This window comes from Mycobacterium sp. pR1184 (assembly GCF_041287235.1).
GTDB lineage: Bacteria > Actinomycetota > Actinomycetes > Mycobacteriales > Mycobacteriaceae > Mycobacterium.
Genome location: NZ_JBGGKR010000001.1, coordinates 341262 through 363918, shown reverse-complemented (window position 1 = coordinate 363918; position 22657 = coordinate 341262). Strand labels below are relative to the sequence as shown.

The 22657-nt window shown below is 66.2% G+C and carries 17 protein-coding genes; 9 read left to right on the top strand and 8 right to left on the bottom strand.

The genetic code is table 11. The annotated features are described in order from the left end of the window. Positions 1–10: 10 nt before the first annotated feature. The 3 genes from ACAG21_RS01845 to ACAG21_RS01835 form a co-directional block, all read right to left on the bottom strand. Positions 11–3496, bottom strand: coding sequence for a DNA-directed RNA polymerase subunit beta (locus ACAG21_RS01845; RefSeq protein WP_370494349.1), 3486 nt, complete (start codon positions 3494–3496; stop codon positions 11–13). A 436-nt stretch (positions 3497–3932) separates the two neighbouring features. After that, a complete protein-coding gene (locus ACAG21_RS01840) occupies positions 3933–4943 on the bottom strand; it encodes an ABC transporter ATP-binding protein (protein ID WP_370494348.1) in 1011 nt (336 codons plus the stop codon). A gap of 173 nt (positions 4944–5116) precedes the next feature. After that, positions 5117–6643: a carotenoid oxygenase family protein gene (locus ACAG21_RS01835; protein ID WP_370494347.1), complete on the bottom strand. Its 1527-nt coding sequence runs from the start codon at positions 6641–6643 to the stop codon at positions 5117–5119. Between the two features lie 94 nt (positions 6644–6737). Here ACAG21_RS01835 and ACAG21_RS01830 point away from each other — a divergent pair, with 94 nt between their 5' ends. After that, positions 6738–7412: a TetR/AcrR family transcriptional regulator gene (locus ACAG21_RS01830; protein ID WP_370494346.1), complete on the top strand. Its 675-nt coding sequence runs from the start codon at positions 6738–6740 to the stop codon at positions 7410–7412. 58 nt (positions 7413–7470) lie between these two features. Here ACAG21_RS01830 and rplL read toward each other — a convergent pair whose 3' ends face one another. The 5 genes from rplL to ACAG21_RS01805 form a co-directional block, all read right to left on the bottom strand. Further along, positions 7471–7866 carry a 50S ribosomal protein L7/L12 gene (rplL, locus tag ACAG21_RS01825; protein WP_096284709.1) on the bottom strand — a complete coding sequence of 132 codons (396 nt, stop codon included), beginning with the start codon at positions 7864–7866 and terminating at the stop codon, positions 7471–7473. 32 nt (positions 7867–7898) lie between these two features. Beyond that, entirely contained in the window at positions 7899–8522 is a 624-nt protein-coding gene (rplJ, locus tag ACAG21_RS01820) for a 50S ribosomal protein L10 (protein WP_370494345.1), read from the bottom strand. A 327-nt stretch (positions 8523–8849) separates the two neighbouring features. Then, on the bottom strand, positions 8850–9755 hold the full coding sequence (locus ACAG21_RS01815; protein WP_370494344.1) for an ROK family protein: 906 nt from the start codon (positions 9753–9755) through the stop codon (positions 8850–8852). Between the two features lie 6 nt (positions 9756–9761). Beyond that, positions 9762–10379 carry a malonyl CoA-ACP transacylase gene (locus ACAG21_RS01810; RefSeq protein ID WP_370494343.1) on the bottom strand — a complete coding sequence of 206 codons (618 nt, stop codon included), beginning with the start codon at positions 10377–10379 and terminating at the stop codon, positions 9762–9764. After that, positions 10376–14557, bottom strand: coding sequence for an NEW3 domain-containing protein (locus ACAG21_RS01805; protein ID WP_370494342.1), 4182 nt, complete (start codon positions 14555–14557; stop codon positions 10376–10378). The genes ACAG21_RS01810 and ACAG21_RS01805 overlap by 4 nt, the downstream gene beginning before the upstream one ends. A gap of 171 nt (positions 14558–14728) precedes the next feature. Here ACAG21_RS01805 and ACAG21_RS01800 point away from each other — a divergent pair, with 171 nt between their 5' ends. The 8 genes from ACAG21_RS01800 to mmaA4 all read left to right on the top strand — a co-directional run bounded on the left by ACAG21_RS01800 (position 14729) and on the right by mmaA4 (position 22626). Next, complete coding sequence (locus ACAG21_RS01800; protein ID WP_370494537.1) at positions 14729–15295, top strand: DinB family protein; 567 nt, start codon at positions 14729–14731, stop codon at positions 15293–15295. 81 nt (positions 15296–15376) lie between these two features. After that, positions 15377–16723, top strand: coding sequence for an ABC1 kinase family protein (locus ACAG21_RS01795; protein ID WP_370494341.1), 1347 nt, complete (start codon positions 15377–15379; stop codon positions 16721–16723). After that, positions 16724–17641, top strand: coding sequence for an alpha/beta hydrolase (locus ACAG21_RS01790; RefSeq protein WP_370494340.1), 918 nt, complete (start codon positions 16724–16726; stop codon positions 17639–17641). It begins immediately after the preceding gene. Positions 17642–17736: 95 nt separating this feature from the next. Further along, the gene (locus ACAG21_RS01785) at positions 17737–18600 is read left to right on the top strand and encodes a cyclopropane mycolic acid synthase family methyltransferase (RefSeq protein ID WP_370494339.1); all 864 of its coding nucleotides are present in this window, start codon (positions 17737–17739) and stop codon (positions 18598–18600) included. A gap of 140 nt (positions 18601–18740) precedes the next feature. Continuing rightward, on the top strand, positions 18741–19604 hold the full coding sequence (locus ACAG21_RS01780) for a cyclopropane mycolic acid synthase family methyltransferase (protein WP_370494338.1): 864 nt from the start codon (positions 18741–18743) through the stop codon (positions 19602–19604). Between the two features lie 92 nt (positions 19605–19696). Then, positions 19697–20560, top strand: a complete 864-nt coding sequence (mmaA2, locus tag ACAG21_RS01775) for a cyclopropane mycolic acid synthase MmaA2 (protein WP_370494337.1) — start codon at positions 19697–19699, stop codon at positions 20558–20560. Positions 20561–20703: 143 nt separating this feature from the next. After that, entirely contained in the window at positions 20704–21585 is an 882-nt protein-coding gene (locus tag ACAG21_RS01770) for a cyclopropane mycolic acid synthase family methyltransferase (RefSeq protein WP_370494336.1), read from the top strand. A 144-nt stretch (positions 21586–21729) separates the two neighbouring features. Next, complete coding sequence (gene mmaA4 / locus ACAG21_RS01765) at positions 21730–22626, top strand: hydroxymycolate synthase MmaA4 (protein ID WP_370494335.1); 897 nt, start codon at positions 21730–21732, stop codon at positions 22624–22626. The last annotated feature ends 31 nt before the right edge of the window (positions 22627–22657 follow it).

Below are 22657 nucleotides of genomic sequence, written 5' to 3'. Positions count from 1 at the left end.
TTAGTAACTATTAAGCGAGATCTTCCACGGAAGCGGATTCGTTGCGGGACAGGTTGATTCCCAGGTTCGCGGCAGCGCGCTCCAGGTCTTCGTCCTCGCCCTCGCGCAGTTCGATCGCCGCACCATCCGACGACAGAACCTCGACGTTGAGGCACAGCGACTGCAGCTCCTTGAGCAACACCTTGAACGACTCGGGGATACCCGGCTCGGGGATGTTCTCGCCCTTGACGATCGCCTCGTACACCTTGACCCGTCCGACGGTGTCGTCGGACTTGATGGTCAACAGCTCCTGCAGCGTGTACGCGGCGCCGTAGGCCTGCATGGCCCAGCACTCCATCTCACCGAATCGCTGTCCACCGAACTGCGCCTTACCGCCCAACGGCTGCTGGGTGATCATCGAGTACGGACCGGTGGACCGGGCGTGGATCTTGTCGTCCACCAGGTGGTGCAGCTTCATGATGTACATGTAGCCAACGGTCACCGGGTACGGGAACGGCTCGCCGCTGCGGCCATCGAACAGCCTCGCCTTGCCGTCTGCGTTCACCATGACGTCGCCGTCGCGGTTGGGCAGCGTGCAGGACAGCAGACCCTGCAGCTCCTCCTCCTTGGCACCGTCGAACACCGGAGTCGACACCGTCTGGTCCGGCTGCGCGTGCCGCAGACCTTCCGGCAGGTTCGCCGCCCACTCGGGCTCGCCCTCGATGTTCCAGCCCGCCTTGGCAACCCAGCCGAGGTGGGTCTCCAGGATCTGGCCGATGTTCATGCGTCGCGGCACACCGTGGGTGTTCAGGATGATGTCCACCGGGGTGCCGTCCGGCATGAACGGCATGTCTTCGACGGGCAGGATCTTGCCGATGACGCCCTTGTTGCCGTGGCGTCCGGCGAGCTTGTCACCGTCGGAGATCTTGCGCTTCTGGGCCACGTAGACGCGGACCAACTCGTTGACACCGGCCGGCAGTTCGTCGTCGTCCTCGCGCGAGAACACCCGAATGCCGATCACCTTGCCGGACTCACCGTGCGGCACCTTCAGGGAGGTGTCGCGGACCTCGCGCGCCTTCTCACCGAAGATCGCCCGCAGCAGCCGCTCTTCCGGCGTCAGCTCGGTTTCACCCTTCGGGGTGACCTTGCCGACCAGGATGTCGCCGTCACGAACCTCGGCACCGATCCGCACGATGCCGCGCTCGTCCAAGTCGGCGAGCACCTCGTCGGAGACGTTCGGGATGTCCCGGGTGATCTCCTCGGCGCCCAGCTTGGTGTCGCGGGCATCGATCTCGTGTTCCTCGATGTGGATCGAGGTGAGCACGTCCTCCTCAACCAGGCGGTTGGAGAGGATGATCGCGTCCTCGTAGTTGTGGCCTTCCCACGGCATGACCGCCACCAGCAGGTTCTTGCCGAGCGCCATCTCACCGTTCTCGGTGCACGGGCCGTCGGCGATCACCTGGCCGGCCTCGACGCGGTCTCCCGCGTCGACGATCGGCGACTGGTTGGCGCAGGTGCCGTGGTTGGAGCGGGCGAACTTGCGCATCCGGTAGGTGTGCCGGGTGCCGTCGTCGGCCATCACGGTGATGTAGTCGGCGGACACCTCCTCGATCACGCCGGCCTTCTCGGCCACCACCACGTCACCGGCGTCGATCGCGGCGCGCAGCTCCATGCCGGTACCGACCAGCGGCGCCTCGCTGCGCACCAGCGGAACCGCCTGGCGCTGCATGTTGGCACCCATCAGGGCACGGTTGGCGTCGTCGTGCTCGAGGAACGGAATCATGGCCGTGGCCACCGACACCATCTGGCGCGGCGATACGTCCATGTAGTCGACCTCGGACGACGGCACGTACTCGACCTCGCCGGCCTTACGGCGAACCAGAACGCGCGACTCCTCGAAGCGCCCGTCCGCGTCGATCGGCGAGTTGGCCTGCGCCACGACGTGGCGGTCCTCCTCGTCGGCGGTCAGGTAGTCGATCTGGTCGCTGACCACACCGTCGACCACCTTGCGATACGGGGTCTCGATGAATCCGAACGGGTTGACCCGCGCGTACACCGACAGCGACCCGATCAGACCGATGTTCGGCCCCTCCGGGGTCTCGATCGGACACATCCGGCCGTAGTGCGACGGGTGCACGTCACGAACCTCGAGGCCCGCGCGCTCACGCGACAGACCGCCCGGCCCCAGCGCCGACAGGCGGCGCTTGTGGGTCAGACCCGACAGCGGGTTGTTCTGGTCCATGAACTGGGACAGCTGGCTGGTGCCGAAGAACTCCTTGATCGCGGCGACGACCGGCCGGATGTTGATCAGGGTCTGCGGCGTGATGGCCTCGACGTCCTGCGTGGTCATCCGCTCGCGGACGACACGCTCCATCCGGGACATACCGACCCGGATCTGGTTCTGGATCAGCTCACCCACGGTGCGCAGACGACGGTTGCCGAAGTGGTCGATGTCGTCGGTCTCCACCGGGACCTCGGTGCCGCCGGGAACCGTCATGGTCGACTGGCCTTCGTGCAGGCGCACCAGGTACTCGATCGTCGCGACGACGTCCTCTTCGGTCAGCGTCGAGCTCGTGATCGGCTCGCCGGCGTTGAGCCCCAGCTTCTTGTTGACCTTGTAGCGGCCGACGCGGGCCAGGTCGTAGCGCTTCTCCTTGAAGAACAGGTTCTCCAGCAGGGTCTGCGCGGACTCCTTGGTCGGCGGCTCGCCCGGACGCAGCTTGCGGTAGATGTCCAGCAGCGCCTCGTCGGTGCCGGCGGTGTTGTCCTTCTCCAGCGTCGACATCATGATCTCGGAGAAGCCGAACCGCTCGTGAATCTGCTCGTTGGTCCAGCCCAGCGCCTTGAGCAGCACGGTGACCGGCTGACGGCGCTTGCGGTCGATGCGCACACCGACGGTGTCGCGCTTGTCGACGTCGAACTCCAGCCACGCACCGCGGCTCGGAATCACCTTGACGCTGTGCAGCAGCTTCTCGGTCGACTTGTCGATCGACTCGTCGAAGTACACACCGGGCGAGCGGACCAGCTGGCTGACCACGACGCGCTCGGTCCCGTTGATGATGAACGTGCCTTTTTCGGTCATCATCGGGAAGTCACCCATGAAGACCGTCTGGCTCTTGATCTCACCGGTGTTGTTGTTGATGAACTCGGCCGTGACGAACAGCGGCGCCGCGTACGTCATGTCCTTGTCTTTGCACTCGTCCACCGGCGCCTTGACTTCGTCGAAGCGCGGGTCGGAGAACGACAGCGACATTGAGCCCGAGAAGTCCTCGATCGGCGACAACTCGTACAGCACCTCTTCGAGACCACCGACCGGGTTGACGTCCCCGCGGGCGGAGGCGATCTCGCGCCAACGCGGCGAGCCGATCAACCACTCAAAGGAGTCGGTCTGCACGTCGAGAAGCCCCGGAACCTCAAGCGGTTCGCGGAGCTTGGCGAAAGATACTCGGTCAGGTGCTCCGGGCACGGAGTTGTTAGAACTAGAGGAGTCCGTCTTGCTCTGGCGAGAATCTGCCAAGATGCATCCTTCCAGCACCTCATGCGACTCACCGGACCACCGGACCTGCTCGCCGCAAAATTATTTCGGTTAAAACCGGCGAACGAACTGCTCAAGCCTCACGCGCGCAACTAATAGCTGAACCGCAGAGGGGGCTCAGGCTAAGACCACGGTGTCAGTGGCGGGTGAGGTGGGCAGGAAGTAGCCAGCGCAACGTCCAACAATAGCGCAGGCGCGCGCATTCCTCAACTACCCATCCAAGGGAGTCGACGCTGGCTGGCATCTCGAATTTCCCGTGGGTACATGCTGCCCAACAGATTGACCTGTGCACGCCTTTTCGTCAAGAGGAAGCGGCGGCAAGTTGTGACCGAATTCCTCGGTCAACGGCATCCGATACGCACGACCAGGCCCGACCACGGCAAGCCGTGGCGATCGGGCCTGGGGATCAGCAGATTTTTTAGTCGCCGAACTCGTGCGCTTGGTACTTGTGGGTGCCCTCGAGGTCGTCGAGGATCGCCGCCTGGGCCTTCTTCGGCAGCGTGTGCAGCATCTCGCGCACGCGGGCCTGGCGCCGGGCCACACCCTTGCGCTCCGGCATGCCCGGCGTCGCGGTGATCTGCGGCGGAACGCCCTCGATTTCTTCAGTACCACCGGCGTGGTGACCGGCGTCGAGCAGTGCCTGCTCTTCGGCCATGGTCGCCTCGTCCTTCTCTTCGGACATACCGATCGGGCCGATGCGGCGGCCGTTGAGGAACTGGCGCACCACCGGCTCGTCGCTGGTCAGCAGCACCTCGCGGGGGCCGAACATCACCAGGTGCTTGCGGAAGAGCATGCCGATGTTGTCCGGCACGGTGCGGGCGATGTTGATGTTGTGCGTGACGATCAGGATCGTCGCGTCGATCTGGGCGTTGATGTCCAGGATCAACTGGCTCAGGTAGGCGGTACGGACCGGGTCCAGACCGGAGTCGGGCTCGTCGCAGAGAATGATCTGCGGGTCCAGCACCAGGGCGCGGGCCAGGCCGGCACGCTTGCGCATACCACCGGAGATTTCGCCGGGGAACTTCTTCTCGTCGCCGCCGAGGCCGACCATCTCGAGCTTCTCCATGACGATGTCACGGATTTCGCTTTCCTTCTTCTTGGTGTGCTCACGCAGCGGGAACGCGGTGTTGTCGAACAGGTTCATCGACCCGAACAACGCGCCGTCCTGGAACAGCACCCCGAACAGCGTGCGGATCTCGTAGAGCTCCTTGGCCGAGCACTCGATGATGTCGGTGCCATCGATGACAATCGAGCCACGTTCCGGACGAAGGAGGCCGATCAGCGACTTCAAAAACACGGACTTGCCGGTACCCGACGGGCCCAGCAAAACGCTGACCTCCCCGGCGGGGATATCCAGGGTCACGTCTTCCCAAATCCTGGAGGCTCCGAAGGACTTGGTCAGACCGCTGACCTCGATAGCGACGCCCATAGGAATCCTTCCGTCGACGCATGCTGCCACCTGCCCCTTTGTGTGGCATGAGTCACTGTAGCGCACGCCTGGGACCACACAGCATGGTTGCACAGCACCGCAGCGAAAAATTCGCTGACCTGAGACCCACCCCTGCAGGCAGGCTAACGGTCCTGGCAGTAACGGTAAAGGGGTCAGACAGCGGGCGCCCAATTGCCGTGGAAGCCCATCGGCACCCGCTGCGGCAGGTGAACCGTGGCAACCGACTCGAGAGTCTGGGCATCCAGCAACAACAATTGCCCCTCGTCACGGCCGCGGTGATAGGCGTAACCCATCAGGACGCCGTCATCCTCGGCGCGCTCCGCCGAGCCGTTCGTCGGGTTGGGCACAAAGCACATCTCACCGAGCAAAAGGCCCGGATCCAGCGCCGCGGCGCTGCTCGAGCCGGTCGCATAGTCGTGTTTGTAGAGCGCCGAGGTCATCTCGGCGATGCCACCGGACAGGTAGCCGCCGTCCAACCCGACGGCGTAGCCGAACCGGTGCCGGCCGCCCAGCAACGATTCGTCGATGCGGGGAAACTCCTGCGGACGGTCATCGCGGCGTTCGGTGGCAACCGCACCGGTGGTGAGGTTGATCGTCCAGCGATCCAGTGTCGGCCGGCTGTCGCCGGGGCCGCGCAGATCGCGCTCGAACATCCGCGCGTAACTGCACACGTCGAGGACCAGGACCTCTTCTTGTTGTCGAGCCCCGCCGCGCGTCTCCGAGTAGGCGTTGAGCGGGTGGAACACGTAACAGGGTTCGATGTCGAACCAGCGCACGTCCTTGTTGCCACCTTCGCGGGGCATCACCCCGATGCGCGCCGGATAGTTGTCCTTCCAGCTATAGGGCATCCGATTCGTCGGCTGCCGATTTCCGTTCATCGCCGTCATCATCGGACTGGGGATCCGGACCCGGCCGAGCAGCGATTGCACCACCAGGCGGGCAGGCGCACTCAACCAGCGCGGCACGCCGGCCGGCACGACCTGCATCGGGTCGAACGTCACCGGCAGGTCATAGATCACCACGTACTTATCGGTCAGGGAGAAGTCGTGCATCATCGGCGACCCGCTCACTTCGATGTCGACGGTGCGCCGCGCGCGGCCGTTGGTGTCGATCACCGAGTACTGCACGGTGCGCCCGCGACCGAAGCAATAGGACACCGCGTGCAGTTCGCCGGTGCGCGGATCGCGGTGCGGGTGCGCGGTGTAGCCGCCGAACAGGGTGCCGTCGAAATCGCAGGGCTGGACGGTGTCCAGGTCCTCGGTGAGCTCGTAGATGGCACCGCCGCCTTCGACCAGCGCCAGGGTCCGCCCGGCGTGGGGCAGCACGTTGGTGTTGGGAGCGACCGACAGCATCCCGGCGCGCGGGTTCAGCCCGTGGGGCTCGGGCTCGCCGAGCGCGGCGCACGCGGGCGGCGTGCGGACCCAGCGGTTGCGGTACCAGCAGGCCTGTCCGTCGCGCAGGGCGACGCCATGCACCATCGCATCGCCGGTGAACCAGTGATAGGTGGCCGGGTCCACCTCCGCGGCCGGGTTGGGCCCGTTGCGCAGGTAGCGCCCGTCGAGGTGCTCCGGGATCTGCCCGGTGACTTGCAAGTCGGTCGCGGTCACCTCGGCGTCCACCGGCGCCAGGAAGTCTTCGAGATAGGGGTTCTCGGATCTGGCTGTTTGTGTGGAAGTCACTGCTGAGCTCCTATAACATTGATATTTCAGCGTTATTGAGACCGTACGCCGACGGTGAGAAGATGGCAAGGCCTCATCAGAGATGGTTGGAGAGATGACTTCGGAACTTCAGCGCAGCGTTCGCGACGAGATGCTGCACGCGGCGGTCGGCCTGCTCGACGAGCACGGGCCCGACGCACTGCAGACCCGCAAGGTGGCCGGCGCAGCGGGGACCTCGACGATGTCGGTGTATACGCATTTCGGCGGGATGCAGGCGCTGATCTCGGCGGTCGCCGAGGAGGGCTTGCGACAGTTCGAGGAGGCGCAACGGGTGCCCCAGACCGAGGACCCGGTCGCCGATCTGTTCTGCACCGGCGCCGCCTATCGCCGTTACGCGATCGAACGGCCACACATGTATCGCCTTATGTTCGGCAGCACCAGCGCGCACGGCATCAACGCGCCGGCTGGCAACGTCCTGACGCTCACGGTTGCCGAGATCGAGCAGCATCACCCCAGCTTCGCGCATGTGGTCCGGGTGGTGCGCCGGTGCATGCTGGCGGGCCGGATCACCGCGGGTGGCGCGGACGACGACGCCAGCGTCGTGGCCACCGCGGCCCAATTTTGGGCGCAGATACACGGGTTCGTGATGCTGGAGCTCGCCGGTTACTACGGCGACGACGGCTCGGCCGTCGCCCCGGTGCTCAACGCGCTGACGTCGAATCTGCTTGTCGCCCTGGGAGATACGGCCGAGCGGGTGGCACAGTCCGTATGGTCGGCGTTTTCCCGCTGAATACACGAAACCCCCGGGACCACAGCCACTAGGGCTCCCGGGGGTTGCGCGTATTGAACTACTTGACGGTGACGGTCGCGCCGGCGGCCTCGAGCTTGCCCTTGGCTTCCTCGGCGGCTTCCTTGGCGACCTTCTCCAGCAGCGGCTTGGGTGCGCCGTCGACCAGGTCCTTGGCCTCTTTCAGGCCCAGACCGGAGACGATCTCGCGGACCACCTTGATGACGCCGATCTTCTTGTCGCCGGCGGCCTCGAGGATGACGTCGAACTCCGACTGCTCCTCGGCGGCCTCGGCGGGCGCACCACCGGCGGCGGCGCCACCGGCAGCGGCAACGGCGACCGGGGCGGCCGCGGTGACCTCAAAGGTCTCCTCGAACTTCTTCACGAAGTCCGAGAGCTCAAGCAGGGTCATTTCCTTGAAGACGTCGAGCAGGTCTTCGGTGGAGATTTTTGCCATGGTGTGGGTCCTTCCTGGTGTGGGTTTTTGGGTTATTCGGCGTCAGCCGGTGTCTCGGCGGGTGCTTCTGCCTCGGCGGGTGCCTCCGAAGCGGCTGCCTCGGGAGCGGGTGCTGCGGCCGGAGCCGCTGCGGCAGCCGGGTCGGCCGCCTTCTTCTCTTGCAGGGCGGCCGCGAGGCGGGCGAACTGCGAGACCGGCGCGTTGAACAGGCCGGCAGCCTTGGCGAGGTTGCCCTTCATGGCACCGGCCAGCTTGGCCAGCAGCACCTCGCGCGATTCCAGGTCGGCGATCCGCTCGACCTCGGCCACCGTCAGCGGGTGGCCGTCCATGTAGCCACCCTTGATGACCAGCGCCTTGTTGTCCTTGGCGAAGGTCTTGATGGCTTTGGCGGCGTCGACGGGCTCGCCGCTGACGAACGCGATGGCCGTCGGCCCCGCGAACAGCTCGTCGAGACCCTCGATCCCGGCTTCGGTCGCCGCCCGCTTGATCAGCGTGTTCTTGGCCACGGTGTAAGTGGCCGAACCCGCCAGCGAGCGGCGCAACTCGGCCAGGTTGGCGACGGTCAGGCCGCGGTACTCGGTGATGACGGTCGCGGTCGAGGCGCTGAACTGCTCGACAATGTCCGCTACGGCGGTGGCCTTGTCGGCTTTGGCCATGCATAACCTCCTCGGTGAAAGTGTCGTCTGCGCTTCCCCCGAGGAACGACGAACGCCCCGGCGCAGGAAGCGGCACGGGGCGTTGAATTACTCCGGCGCGAACGCCGGCGGTAATGCCTCGTCCTCCTGCGTGGGCCGCCGGGATGTTTCCCGGACCTTCAACCGATTGCTCGGTGACCGACGGTCTTCGGTGGATCGGCACCAAGGATAGCGTGACAACACGCGGTCGGCCAAAACGGCGGATCTCAGGTGACGGCGACGCTCAGCAGAGCAAATGCGCCGGCAGCCGGTGCAGACCGTCGCACGGTAGGCAGCGCGCGCGGTCGGTTAAGCCCCCGCCAGCCGGGCCGCGCCGACCAGGCCAGCCTCGCCGCCGAGCTCGGCGGGCACCACCCGCAACCCGGCCAGGAAATCCAGCCCGGCGTAGTCGGCCAGCACCGCGTGCAACGGGTCGAACAACACGGGGCCGGACTTTGCGACTCCTCCCCCGATGACGACAAGGTCCAGGTCGCAGACCGCCGCCACCGAAGCGATCATCGCCGCCAGCCCGGTGGCGCCTCGCCGGAATGCCCGCAGCGCTACCGCGTCCCCATCCGCCGCTGCGGCGGACAGCTCGCGGGCGCCGGCAGCAGGCGGCGCTGACCATCCGTTGGCCCGCGCCCAGCGCACCAGCCACGGACCTGCCGCGACCGTCTCGACGCACCCGCGGCCCCCGCATGCGCACCGCTCACCGCCCTCTTCGACGACCACGTGACCGACATGCCCGGCATTGCCGGTGCGCCCGGTGTAGGGCGCACCGTTGAGTACCAATCCGCCTCCGACGCCGGTCGACACCACCATGGCCAGCAGAAAGCCCGCACCCCGCCCCGCGCCCTGCCAGTGCTCGCCCAGGGCCATGCACAATCCGTCGCCGCCGAGGCGCACCGGCACCCCGGGCACCGCCGCGGTGACCCGGTCGCGTAACGGAAAACGTTGCCAGCCTTTGATATTGATCGGGCTGACGGTTCCGCTGCGCAGGTCGATGGGCCCGGCCGAAGCGATCCCCACCGCGCGGACCGCACCGCCGGCCGCCGCCAGGGCGTCGGCGACCATGGCGGCGACCACCTCCCACACCTGGTCGGCCGAACCACCGGGCGGGGTGGGCCGGGTGGCGTTGTACACCAGCGCTGCGCCGGAATTCACAAGTCCCGCAGCGATTTTCGTGCCGCCGATGTCCAGACCAAGAGTAAGCATGGTCGATCAGTGCCGATGCGTGTTGTCGGGCTGGCGCGGGTCACCGGGATGCTCGTAACCCGCGGCGAGCCGGACCAGGGCGGCGCGGCGCTCGTCCAGCCACAGCCGGAACGCGCGACGGCGCGCCGCGCCGCGCAGATGCTCGGCGACCGCGGAGCGCACCTGCCCCAGCGGCGGCTCGACGCACGGCGGCGTGCGCCAGCCGTGGCGGTCGGGGCTCGCCGCGGCGAACCGCAGCGGATTGCGGGCGTGATAGTCGGCCACCTGTTGATCGCTGACCCCGACGGCGGCCGTCACGTCGACGAACAGCGCTCGCGCTCGGGGGTCCGCCAGCGCCGCCGCGGCCACACTGCCGATCTCCAGCCGGGCCGTCACGTCGGGCAGCAGCTCGGCCTCGGTCGGCGCGTCGCCGACGCTCAATCCGCGCGTGGCCACCTCGGCGGCGACCACGCGTTCGGTCACCAGAAGCTGGGTGAGCCAGCGGCGCAGCTGGCGGCCCTCGCTGGTGCCGCGCGCGGGCAGCGCCGCGGCGTGTGGGCCGCTGCGCAATCGCGCCTCGGCCGCGTCGACCTCCTCGACCGCGACGGGTGCGCCCGCGACGGTGGCGACCGGGTGCGTGCTCATGTCACGGTCACCCGCACCGCCGGCGAGTAGACCAGCCGCCCCGCGCAGCCCACCCGGATCAGCGCCCACCATTGGCCGGGTTCCAGCCACGGCGGTGGGCTGACGTCGAAGCCGAACTCGACGGTGCCCCCAGTCGGCAGCACCGCACCGACCGCGGCCGGGCCGATCCATTCCCAGGTGCCCCAGGGGCTGATCAGATGGGCCTCGGCCGACAGGTCCGCCGCGGCGTGACTGCCGATCGTCACGGCCACCCGGCCGGTCTCACCGGCTCGCAGTGAGACTTCCTCGGGCCCCTCGACGAGGTAGACCAACTCGGTGTCGGGGTCCGCGCCGACTTCGACGATGCTCACGTCCTCCACGGTCTGGTGCCAGGCGGCCGGGATGTCGTCGCCGAAGATGCGCAGCTGCGCCCGGACCGGATAGAGCCCGGGCGCGGCATCGGCCGGGATGGTCAGCACCACGTCGGCCTCCCGGTGATCGCCGCTGCCGAGCCGCAGCGGCAGCTCGGCAGGTGTCGCGGACCAGCCGTCCGGGCACACGAGCGCGACCACGCCGTGCAGCTCGCTGTCGGTGCAGTCACTGGCCGCGGTGAGCCGCAGGGTCAACTTTCCGCTCGGCTCGGCGGTCGCCCGCTGGGGATGCAGGTGTGCGACGGCCGGCAGCCCGCCCAGCGGCGCGGGCCCGCGATTGTGCAGCCAGTAGCGCGCGTACAGCGGCTGTGCGGTCTCGGCTTCCGGGGCCAGCGCGGTGGGCTCGTCGAATGCCTTGGGGATCTCGAGCCGGGCCAGCACGGTGGCGACCTGGTAACCGTGCAGCTCGATCGAGCGCTTGCGATCCTGCGGCTTCTCCAGCAGATCGGCGAGGTGTAGCGGGCCCAGCGCGCCGAGCGTGGAGCCGACCGAGACCCGGGCGCGCCCGCCGGCGGTTTCGACCAGCCGCAGCGCGACCGCGCCGGGGTCGACGGACTCGGCGCGACCGGCCGTCAGCGGGTTGCCGGCCGCCTTGAGCGCGCCGAGGTGCACGGTGTCGACGGGCTCGACGTGCAGCAGCGACCCGGTGGACGCCAGGTCGCCGCGCTGTTGCTCGGGAAAGACGGCGCGCAGCGGATGCGAGAACTGCGCGCTGCGGTTCGGGATGTCGGCGTGCCGCCAGTCACCGTCGCCGCTGGCCAGCGCGTAGTCGAAATGGTGTGTCCAGTGCTGCAGTTGGAAATTCGACCCGTCGGGAGCGGTGCGGCGCGGTTCGTCGATCCAGGTGCCGGACGGCCAGCCGGTGCAGGACCGCAACAACGCGGTGTGCAAGGTGCCTTCGCTGTCGACGGCAAAGCTCGGCACCCCGCGGTTGAGCAACGCGACCGTGCGGGATTCGAAGGGTTCGGCCCCCGACGCGGCGCGCTGTTTGACGACGATCTCGGCGTCGTCGAGATCGTCTGCCACCGCGGCTATTTCGGCGTCCAGACGCTTGTCGTCGGTACCGTCGATCACCAGTACGGGCAGCGCGCGCACCCCACTCAGGTCGACTCCTGGCACCCACGCCGCCGCCAACGACTTCGCCGCGGGCACCCACACCCTGGCCCGGCCCCGCTTCGACAGCTGGCGTTGGAGTTCCTTGGCGTACTCCGGATCGGCTTCGGCGAGTAATGCTTTGGTGAAGGCGTTGCGGTCAGGCCCGCCCAGCGCAATGCGGACGTCGGGCAGGTTGGAGTCGACCGCGAGGTTGCCGTAGCGCGGTCTTTGGGCGCCGCTGCAGGTAGCCGTCACGCCGGCGCGGACCAGGGCGACCATCAGCTCGCGCGCCAGCGGTCCCGACGCCGCTTCCGACGGCGACACCACTTCGGCTACGGATAGCGCACGAATATCGTTGCCCCCCAATCTAACCCGAACAGCTGATGAGAGACCGAACCAGCTGTAGGCCGGGTTGTCCAAGGTCCACGGCAAGTGCTCGGTGTCCACCGATTCGGGTCCGTCGTGCAGCAACGCGAAACCGCGGCCGACGACGGCGTCGCCCACCTCGCTGACCGGCATAGCGCCCGGCACCGGACACGGCCAGCGCAGCCGCAGCAGGCGATCCGCACCGGTGAAGTCGTCGATCGTGGTGCGGCAGTCCACCCGCGTCACACCGTTCCACAGCGTCAATGTCTGTGTGTAACAGAGCAATTCGTCAATCCGGCCGCGCACGACGAGCCGCTGACCGAGCGGCCCGCGGTAAGCCTGCACCTGCGCCGGCGATTCCGACGAGCCCACCACCGGCCCCTTGGGCAGCAGATGCCACGGGCCCTCGCCCTGCGTCGGGTGGGCCGGGTATTCGTCGTAGACGGCGAGCTCGTTGCCCACCCGCCCGTCCGCGATCAGCTCGCGGCCTTCCCGGCCGGTCAAGTGAACCAACGACACCACCGCCCCGCCCCGGGCGGGGTCGACCGTCAACCGGTAGTGCTCGTTTTCGATCTGGTGTCCGGCCACCGACTCCCAGCCGGTCGCCTCATCGGCCGCAATCAGTCGATACGACCGCCAGCCCAGCGACGGGATGTCGCGGGCGAGCCAGCTGACCGACCGCCCGTCGTGCTCGACCATTGCGGGCAGCTCGGCACCATCGGCGTCGCGCACCCGGACCCCCGCTGGCAGCGGCGGATCGACCCGCGCGGTGACGATGTCGGTGCGCGGATGCGTCAGCGAATTCCACACGACCACATCACCGGTCGCGGGACGCACAGCACTGGACAGCAGCGCCAGGGAGTTGTCGCGGGCCGCGCTGCCCAGCTCCCACGCGTCACGCCAACCGGTCAGCAGGTCGAGGTAGACCTGGTCGGATTCCGAGCCGGTGATCGCGTCGTGGTGCGCGCCGTAGGCCAGCTGCACCCATGCCTTGGCCAGCGCGGCCTGTGGATAGTCGGCGCCGGTCATCAGCGCGGCGAACACCGCGTAACGCTCGGCGTCCAGCACCGCGTTTTCGGCGGCACGGTTGGCTTGTTTGGTGTCGATGTAGGAGACGTCCTTGCCGGTGTAAATCGGGTTCATGTCGCGCGTCTGCGGGGACGGCACCGACCCGCGCTCGTCGAGCTCGGCACGCACCGCGGCGAAGAACTCCTTCGGCAACGCGCACACGAAGCGCGGCCAGGTGTAGCGCGCTGCCCAGTCGCGGTGGATTTCGGTGACCCACTTGTTCGGCGGGGTGTAGTCGGTGCCCACCGGCAACAGCACGTTGCGGGTCAACGCGACTCTCTTGAGCTGATCGAACACCGCATACGTGGCGTCGCACGCCTCGGCCAGCGACGCCGACGAATCCATCCCCCAGCCGGCCCCGTAATGCGCCGGCATGTAGTGCGTGAGCAGGCCACGCCCCGACGGCGAAATCCATTCGAACTCGCTGCAGAACTGCATGCCCTCGACACCGCCCGAGTGCGTCGGTCCCCACTGGTGGTGCGGTCCGCGGGCCCATGAACTCGAGGTCAGCCCGGCATCGGCGGCCATCCCAGGGAACTGCGGGTCGTGGCCGAACACGTCGAGCTGCCAGGCCGTGGCCGGATCGGCGCCCAGCACATCGCGCTGAAAACCAATGCCGTGCACCAGGTTTCGGATCGTCGTCTCGGGGCTGGTGAGGTTGGTGTTGGGTTCGTTGTAGGTGCCGCCCATGATCTCGACCCGGCCTTGCGCGATGAAGCGGCGCAGATCGGCGCGGTCCTCGGGGTGGGTGTCCCAGTACGGCTTGAGGTAGTCCACCTCGGCCAGCACGAATTTGTACTCGGGCTCGCGGCGGGCCATTTCCAGATGCGCGTGCACCAGTTCGAAACCGTTGGTCTGCCGGCCTTTGCCCGGCGGGTCTTCTCGCCATTCACTGGTGTAGGCGCCTTGGGTGTTCCACCACACCGGGTCGTAATGGAAATGACTGACCATGAACATCGTCCAGCCCGGCTCGGCGACGGTGAACTCGAACGCAACACTGTCGGCGCCGGCATGCACCCGGGCGGGCCGCCGCTCGCCGACGATCGGGCGCCGCACGGTCACCGCGATCTCGACGGCGTCGGCGCCGGCCTCGGCGATCGCCTCGCCGCTCAGGCCGTCGCCGTCGATGCCCAGCGGCGTCGGCTCGGTCACCCCCTCGACGGCGACACGGACCAGCTGTAGCGGCGTGTCCTGCGGCCCGACGAACAGTTCGGTCGCCTGCGCCGAAATCAGCTGCATGCCCGCACCTTAACGCGCGACCCCCCGGCGCCGGGGGTTAAGCCGTCGGCGCAGCGCAAAGCTGTCACCGGTAGCTGGAAAACTCGGCGCTACGGCTGACCTGACGTCACGGCCGTGCGCCGACTACCCGCTCAACCAGGAGGATCGATCATGCCAGCCCTCGCCCCGCCGGTGACCGACGAGCGCAGCGCCCTGCGCGAATACCTGGCGTTTCACCAAAGCTCCTATTTCGCGGTGTCCTACGGCCTCACCGACGAGCAGGCCCGGTCGGCACCGTCGGCCAGTGCGCTGTCGGTCGGCGGGCTGGTCAAGCACGTCACACGGATGCAACGCAGCTGGATGGCACGGGTCGCGGCCGCACCGGGCGAAGCTCCGCGAGACCCCCGACCGTTCGACGCCGCGGCGTTCGCCGACCAACACGTGATGCGGACCGACGAGACGCTGGACGGGCTGCTGCGGGATTTCGCAGCACAGAACGCGGCGTCGCTGCGCCTGGTGGAAACCGCCGACCTCGACGCCCCGGTGCCGGTGCCACACGATGTTCCGTGGTTCCCCAAGGACTTGGATGCCTGGTCGGTGCGGTGGGTGATCCTGCACGTCATCAACGAGCTGGCCCGCCACGCGGGGCACGCCGACATCGTCCGGGAGACCATCGACGGAGCCACGATGTACGAGCTGATCGCGGGGCTGGAAGGCTGGGCGATCGAGGGCTGGGTCACGCCTTGGAAAAAGGCGTGAACACCGGGCCGGATCGGTAAAACGCCTGCTCACCGGACAGCGAATTGGGCCTTGGCAGCCCTGGTTTGGCAGACTGCACAGATGAGCTCTACCAAACACCGAGACGTTGCCAAGCTCGACCGGGTGCCGTTGCCGATCGAAGCGGCCCGAGTCGCGGTCACCGGTTGGCAGGTCACTCGCTCCGCGGCTCGCGTCCTCACCACGCTGCCGGGCCGGGGCCCGTGGCAGCAGAAGGTGATCAAGCAGCTGCCCCAGACCTTCGCCGACCTGGGTCCGACGTATGTGAAGTTCGGCCAGATCATCGCCTCCAGCCCGGGCGCCTTCGGCGAGTCGCTGTCCCGCGAATTCCGCGGCCTGCTGGACCGGGTCCCGCCGGCCGACTCCCAAGAGGTGCACAAGCTGTTCGTCGAGGAGCTCGGTGCCGACCCGGCCGACCTGTTTGCCGAGTGGGACGAGACGCCGTTCGCCTCGGCGTCCATCGCGCAGGTGCATTACGCCACGCTGCACAGCGGCGAGGAGGTGGTGGTCAAGATCCAGCGTCCCGGCATCCGTCGCCGGGTGGCCGCCGACCTGCAGATCCTGAAACGCTTCGCCCAGGCCGTCGAGCTGGCGAAGCTGGGCCGCCGGCTCTCGGCACAGGACGTGGTCGCCGACTTCTCCGCCAACCTGGCCGAGGAGCTGAATTTCCGTCTCGAGGCGCAGTCGATGGAGGCCTGGGTCTCGCATCTGCACGTGTCGCCGCTGGGCCGCAACATCCGGGTGCCGACCGTGCACTGGGACTTCACCAGCGACCGGGTGCTGACGATGGAGCGGGTGCAGGGCATCCGCATCGACGACGTCGCCGCCATCCGCAAGGCCGGGTTCGACGGCGTCGAACTGGTGAAGGCGCTGCTGTTCTCGCTGTTCGAGGGCGGCCTGCGGCACGGGCTGTTCCACGGCGACCTGCACGCGGGCAACCTGTACGTCGACGATCAGGGCCGCATCGTGTTCTTCGACTTCGGCATCATGGGCCGCATCGACCCGCGCACCCGTTGGTTGCTGCGCGAACTGGTGTACGCGTTGCTGGTCAAAAAGGACCACGCCGCGGCCGGCAAGATCGTCGTGCTGATGGGAGCCGTCGGCACGGTCAAGCCCGAAGCCGAGGCCGCCAAGGACCTGGAGCGCTTCGCCACCCCGCTGACCATGTCGACGCTGGGCGACATGTCGTATGCCGACATCGGCCGGCAGCTGTCGGCGCTGGCCGATGCCTACGACGTGAAGCTGCCGCGCGAGTTGGTGTTGATCGGCAAGCAGTTCCTCTACGTCGAGCGGTACATGAAGCTGCTCGCGCCGAAGTGGCAGATGATGTCGGACCCGCAGCTCACCGGGTACTTCGCCAACTTCATGGTCGAGGTCAGCCGCGAGCACTCTTCCGACGTGGAGGTCTAGGTGGAGATCCGCAACGGCTATGCGACTGCCGGACCGGGTTCCAGCGACCTGAAGCTCTACTACGAAGACATGGGCGACCCCGACGACCCGCCCGTGTTGTTGATCATGGGCCTCGGCGCCCAGCTGCTGCTGTGGCGCACCGAGTTCTGCGAGCGGCTGGTCGGCCATGGCCTGCGGGTAATCCGCTACGACAACCGGGATGTCGGACTGTCCAGCAAGACCGAGCGACGTAGCGTCGGTCAGTCGTTGGTCACGCGATTGGGCCGCTCCTGGGTAGGTCTGCGCAGCAAGGCGGCGTACACCCTCGAGGACATGGCCGAGGACGCCGCGGCGGTGCTGGACCATCTGGGCATCGAGGCGGCGCATGTCGTCGGGGCATCGATGGGCGGTATGATCGCCCAGGTCTTCGCCGCTCAATTCGCCCATCGCACAAGGACTCTCGGGGTCCTCTTCTCGAGCAACAATTCGGCGTTCCTGCCCCCGCCGGCGCCGCGTGCATTGCTGGCGCTGATCAAAGGTCCGCCGCCGAGCTCACCCCGCGACGTGATCCTCGACAATGCGGTCCGAGTGAGCAGGATCATCGGCAGTCCGGGGTACCGCATTCCCGACGAGCAGCTTCGCGCGGAGGCCGCCGAGGGATACGACCGCAGTTACTACCCACAGGGCATCGCCGGGCAGTTCAGTGCGATCCTGGGCAGCGGGAGCCTGCTCCACCACGACCGGCGCATCACGGCGCCGACGGTTGTCATCCATGGTCGATCCGACAAACTGATGCGGCCCTTCGGGGGACGTGCGATCGCGCGCGCAATACGCGGTGCCCGATTGGTGTTATTGGACGGAATGGGACATGATCTGCCACAGCAGCTGTGGGATCCGGTGATCGGTATTTTGACGAGCAATTTCGCCGAAGCCAGCTGAGCCGGAGTCGAGCAGGCGGCTTAGGCTGTTCTTGTTGGTCGCAACTTTCGCACGACATCTCACAGAGTTGTAGCGTTGATACTTGGGAGGACGCGATGGTCGCGAAATTGAAGCCGTATTACGAAGAGTCGCAGGCTACCTACGACATTTCTGATGACTTCTTCGCGTTGTTCTTGGACCCCAACATGGTCTACACCTGCGCCTACTTCAAGAACGACGACATGACGCTGGAAGAGGCGCAGCTGGCCAAGCTGGATCTGGGCCTGGACAAGCTGAAGCTCGAGCCGGGAATGACGCTGCTCGACGTCGGATGTGGTTGGGGCGGAGCCCTGGTCCGTGCAGTGGAGAAGTACGACGTCAACGTCGTCGGCATCACCCTGAGCCGAAATCACTACGAGCGCAGCAAATCTCGTCTTGCCGCGATCCCAACCACGCGCCGGGCCGAGGCCCGGCTGCAGGGCTGGGAAGAGTTCGACGAGCACGTCGACCGGATCATCAGCTTTGAGGCCTTCGACGCGTTCAAAAAAGACCGGTGGCCGGCGTTCTGGGACTGGGCCTACGACGTTCTGCCTGACGACAGCCGGCTGCTGATGCACAGCATCTTCACCCATCCGCAGTCGTACTGGAAAGAGCACGGCATCCCGATCACGATGAGCGATCTGCGCTTTCTGCGGTTCCTCGGCAAGGAGATCTTCCCCGGCGGCCAGATGTGCGGTGAACCCGACATCGTCGATCTCGCGCAGGCCAGTGGGTTCTCGCTTGAGCAGACTCAATATCTGCAGTCGCACTACGTGCGGACGCTGGACATGTGGGCGGCCAATCTGGAGGCCAATCGCGAGCGCGCCATCGCCATCCAGTCCGAAGAGGTCTACGACCGCTACATGCGCTACCTCACCGGTTGCGCGGACCTGTTCCGCAAAGGCATCTCCAACGTCGGACAGTTCACCCTCGCCAAGTAGCGCGACACGCCCGACATGACAGTCGGGTTGAACTGCGAGGTTTCGCGGTTCGTCAATGCGGGCAGATGCTGAGTAATAAAATTTGCCCCACGCGGGCTCGGGGGATATTCGATGCGTTTTCGCGGGGAGGGCGCACGCTGATGGCTCAAAAACTGGAACCACACTTCGATGACGTGCAGGCGCACTACGACCTGTCCGACGACTTCTACCGGCTTTTTCTGGATCCCAGCCAGACCTACAGCTGCGCCTACTTCGAACGCGAGGACATGACGCTCGAAGAAGCTCAGCTCGCCAAGATTGATTTGTCACTGGGCAAGCTGGGCCTTCGGCCAGGCATGACGCTGCTCGACGTCGGCTGCGGCTGGGGCGCGACGATGCGCCGCGCGATCGAGAAGTACGACGTGAACGTGATCGGGCTGACACTGTCGAAGAACCAGGCCGCGCACGTGCAGAAGTCGTTCGACGAGATGGACAACCCCCGCAGCAAGCGCGTGCTGCTGGCCGGCTGGGAAGAGTTCGACGAACCCGTCGACCGCATCGTGTCGATCGGCGCGTTCGAGCACTTCGGCCACGACCGCTACAGCGACTTCTTCAAGATGGCCTACCACGTGTTGCCCGGCGACGGCGTGATGCTGCTGCACACCATCACCGACTTCACCAAGCAAGAGATCATCGACCTGGGCTTGCCCATCTCCATCGACTTGCTGCGGTTCATCATCTTCATTCAGCGGGAGATCTTCCCCGGCGGGCGGTTGCCGAAAATCCCTATGGTGGAGGAACATTCGCGCGATGCGGGTTTCACGCTCACCCGCCGCCAGTCGCTGCAGCCGCACTACGCCAAGACGCTGGATCTGTGGGCAGCGGCGTTGCGAGCGCGCAAGGACGAGGCGATCGACATCCAGTCCGAAGAAGTCTACGAGCGCTACATGAAATACCTGACCGGCTGCGCCGACAAATTCCGGCAAGGCTACGTCGACGTCAACCAATTCACGCTCGCGAAGTAACCCCGCTGCACTGACCCCCGGGATCGGATAATCGGTCCCGGGGCATGCGCGGGGTATGTTTAGGTGCGTTTTCGTCAGGAAGGCAAACGGTCATGGCTCGGAAACTGACACCGCACTTCGCCGATGTGCAGGCGCACTACGACCTGTCCGACGACTTCTTCCGCCTGTTCCTGGATCCCAGCCAGACCTACAGCTGCGCCTACTTCGAGCGCGACGACATGACGCTCGAAGAAGCCCAGCTCGCCAAGATCGATCTGGCGCTGGGCAAGCTCGGCCTGCAACCGGGCATGACCCTGCTCGACGTCGGCTGCGGCTGGGGTGCCACGATGCGCCGCGCGGTCGAGAAGTACGACGTGAACGTCGTCGGCCTGACGCTGTCGAAGAACCAGGCCGCGCACGTGCAGAAGTCGTTCGACGAAATGGACAGCACCCGGAGCAAGCAGGTGCTGCTGGCCGGCTGGGAGCAGTTCGACGAGCCCGTGGACCGCATCGTCTCGATCGGCGCGTTCGAGCACTTCGGCCACGACCGCTACGACGACTTCTTCACGATGGCCCACAGCGTGCTGCCCGATGACGGCGTGATGCTGCTGCACACGATCACCGGATTGACCGGGCCGCAGATCGTCGAACGTGGCATACCGCTGACCTTCGAGATGGCCCGCTTCATCAAGTTCATCGTCACCGAGATCTTCCCGGGCGGGCGGCTGCCCTCCATCGAGAAGGTGGAGGACCACTCGTCGAAGCACGGTTTCCGGTTGACCCGGCGCCAATCGCTGCAGCCGCACTACGCCCGGACCCTCGACCTGTGGGCAGCGGCGCTCGAGTCGCACAAGGACGAGGCCATCGAGATCCAGTCCGAAGAGGTCTACGAGCGCTACATGAAATACCTGACCGGCTGCGCCAACGCGTTCCGGGTCGGCTACATCGACGTCAACCAATTCACCCTGGAGAAGTAGCGATCGCGTCCGCCCCGGACAGGTGGCGGATCACCGATCGAGAAACCCGGTGGCATCGCAGCTCAAATCCGAGCGATGCGTCCGCCCGGGTGTAGGGTCCCCCAGATGGTCTCCCGCCGGGAGCCATGTCCACGGGGGGACATATGTCTGAAAGTTCAGCGGGTGCCACGCGCACGCGGTCTAACGAGGCCGATGTTCGGGCGCACTACGACCTGTCCAACGAATTCTTCGCGCTGTTCCAGGATCCGACCCGCACTTACAGCTGCGCATACTTTCCCCACGAGGGCATGTCGCTGCACGAAGCGCAGGTCGCGAAGCTGGATCTGACACTCGACAAACTGGCGCTGGAGCCGGGGATGACCCTGCTCGACATCGGTTGTGGCTGGGGTTCGATGATGAAGCGTGCCGTCGAGAAGTACGACGTCAACGTCGTCGGGGTGACCTTGTCCAAGAATCAGGACGCCTACTGCCAGCAGGTGCTCGACACCATCGACTCGAAGCGCTCACACCGGGTGCTGCTGACCGACTGGGCGGATTTCAGCGAGCAGGTCGACCGCATCGTCATCATCGAAGCGCTCGAGCACTTCGGCTTCGAACGCTACGACGACTTCTTCAAATTCGCCTACGACGTCCTGCCGGACGACGGGGTGATGCTGCTGCATTCGATCACCGCCTTGCATCCCGCGCAGATGACGGAGCGCGGCATACCGGTGACGATCGAGATGGCGAAGTTCATCCGGTTCATCCTGACCGACATCTTCCCGGGGGGCCGCCTGCCGTCCATCGAGAAAGTAGAGGACCACAGCGCCAAGGCGGGTTTCGACGTCACCCGGCGTCAGTCACTGCAGTCCGACTTCGCCCGCACCCTCGACCTGTGGGCCGATGCCCTCACGGCTCATAAAGACCAGGCCGTCGAAATCCAGTCCGAAGAGGTATACCAGCGATACCTGAAATTCCTGACCGGCTGCGCCAACGCATTCCGGATGGGCTATATCGACTGCAACCAGTTCACACTGGAAAAGTAGACTGATGGGTCGGGCCGCGGGGGGCCGGGCATAACGCGCCGCCGGCAGTTAAGCAGCCCGATTAGGTGTGGGTATCGTTGCTGGTCAATCGGGCGAAGATGGGCAACGGGTTTGAAAGCAGTGAATTCAGGAGACTAAACGCAAATGGCAGAGCAACCGACTAGTGCGACGAAGATCCGAACGCGTTCGGAGGACATCCAGGCGCACTACGACGTCTCCGACGATTTCTTCGCCCTGTTCCAGGACCCCACCCGAACCTACAGTTGCGCGTACTTCGAGCCGCCCGACCTGACCCTCGAAGAGGCTCAATACGCCAAGATCGACCTCAACCTGGACAAGCTGGACCTCCAACCCGGGATGACCCTGCTCGACATCGGCTGCGGGTGGGGCACCACGATGCGCCGCGCCGTGGAGCGCTACGACGTCAACGTCATCGGCTTGACCCTGTCGAAGAATCAGCACGCCCGCTGCGAACAGGTGCTGGGTGCGATCGACACCAACCGCTCCCGTGAGGTGCGGCTGCTGAACTGGGAAGACTTCAGCGAGCCCGTCGACCGAATCGTATCGATCGAGGCATTCGAGCACTTCGGGCACGAGAACTACGACGACTTCTTCAAGCGGACGTTCGACATCATGCCCGACGACGGCCGCATGACCGTGCAGAGCAGCGTCAGCTACCACCCGTACAACCTGAACGCGCGCGGCAAGAAGCTCACCTTCGAAACCGTGCGCTTCATCAAGTTCATCGTCACCGAGATCTTCCCGGGAGGCCGCCTGCCGACCACCGAGATGATGGTCGAACACGGCGAGAAGGCGGGTTTCGTTGTCCCCGAACCGCTTTCACTGCGCGATCACTACGTCAAGACGCTGCACATCTGGGGTGACACCCTGGAGTCCAACAAGGACAAGGCCATCGAGGTCACATCCGAAGAGGTCTACCAGCGCTACATGAAGTACCTACGCGGCTGCGAGCACTACTTCGGTGACGAGATGCTGGACTGCAGCCTGGTGACCTACCTCAAGCCGGGTGCCTCGGCCTGATTTTCGCCGCGCTGTCGGATTAGGGCTGCGT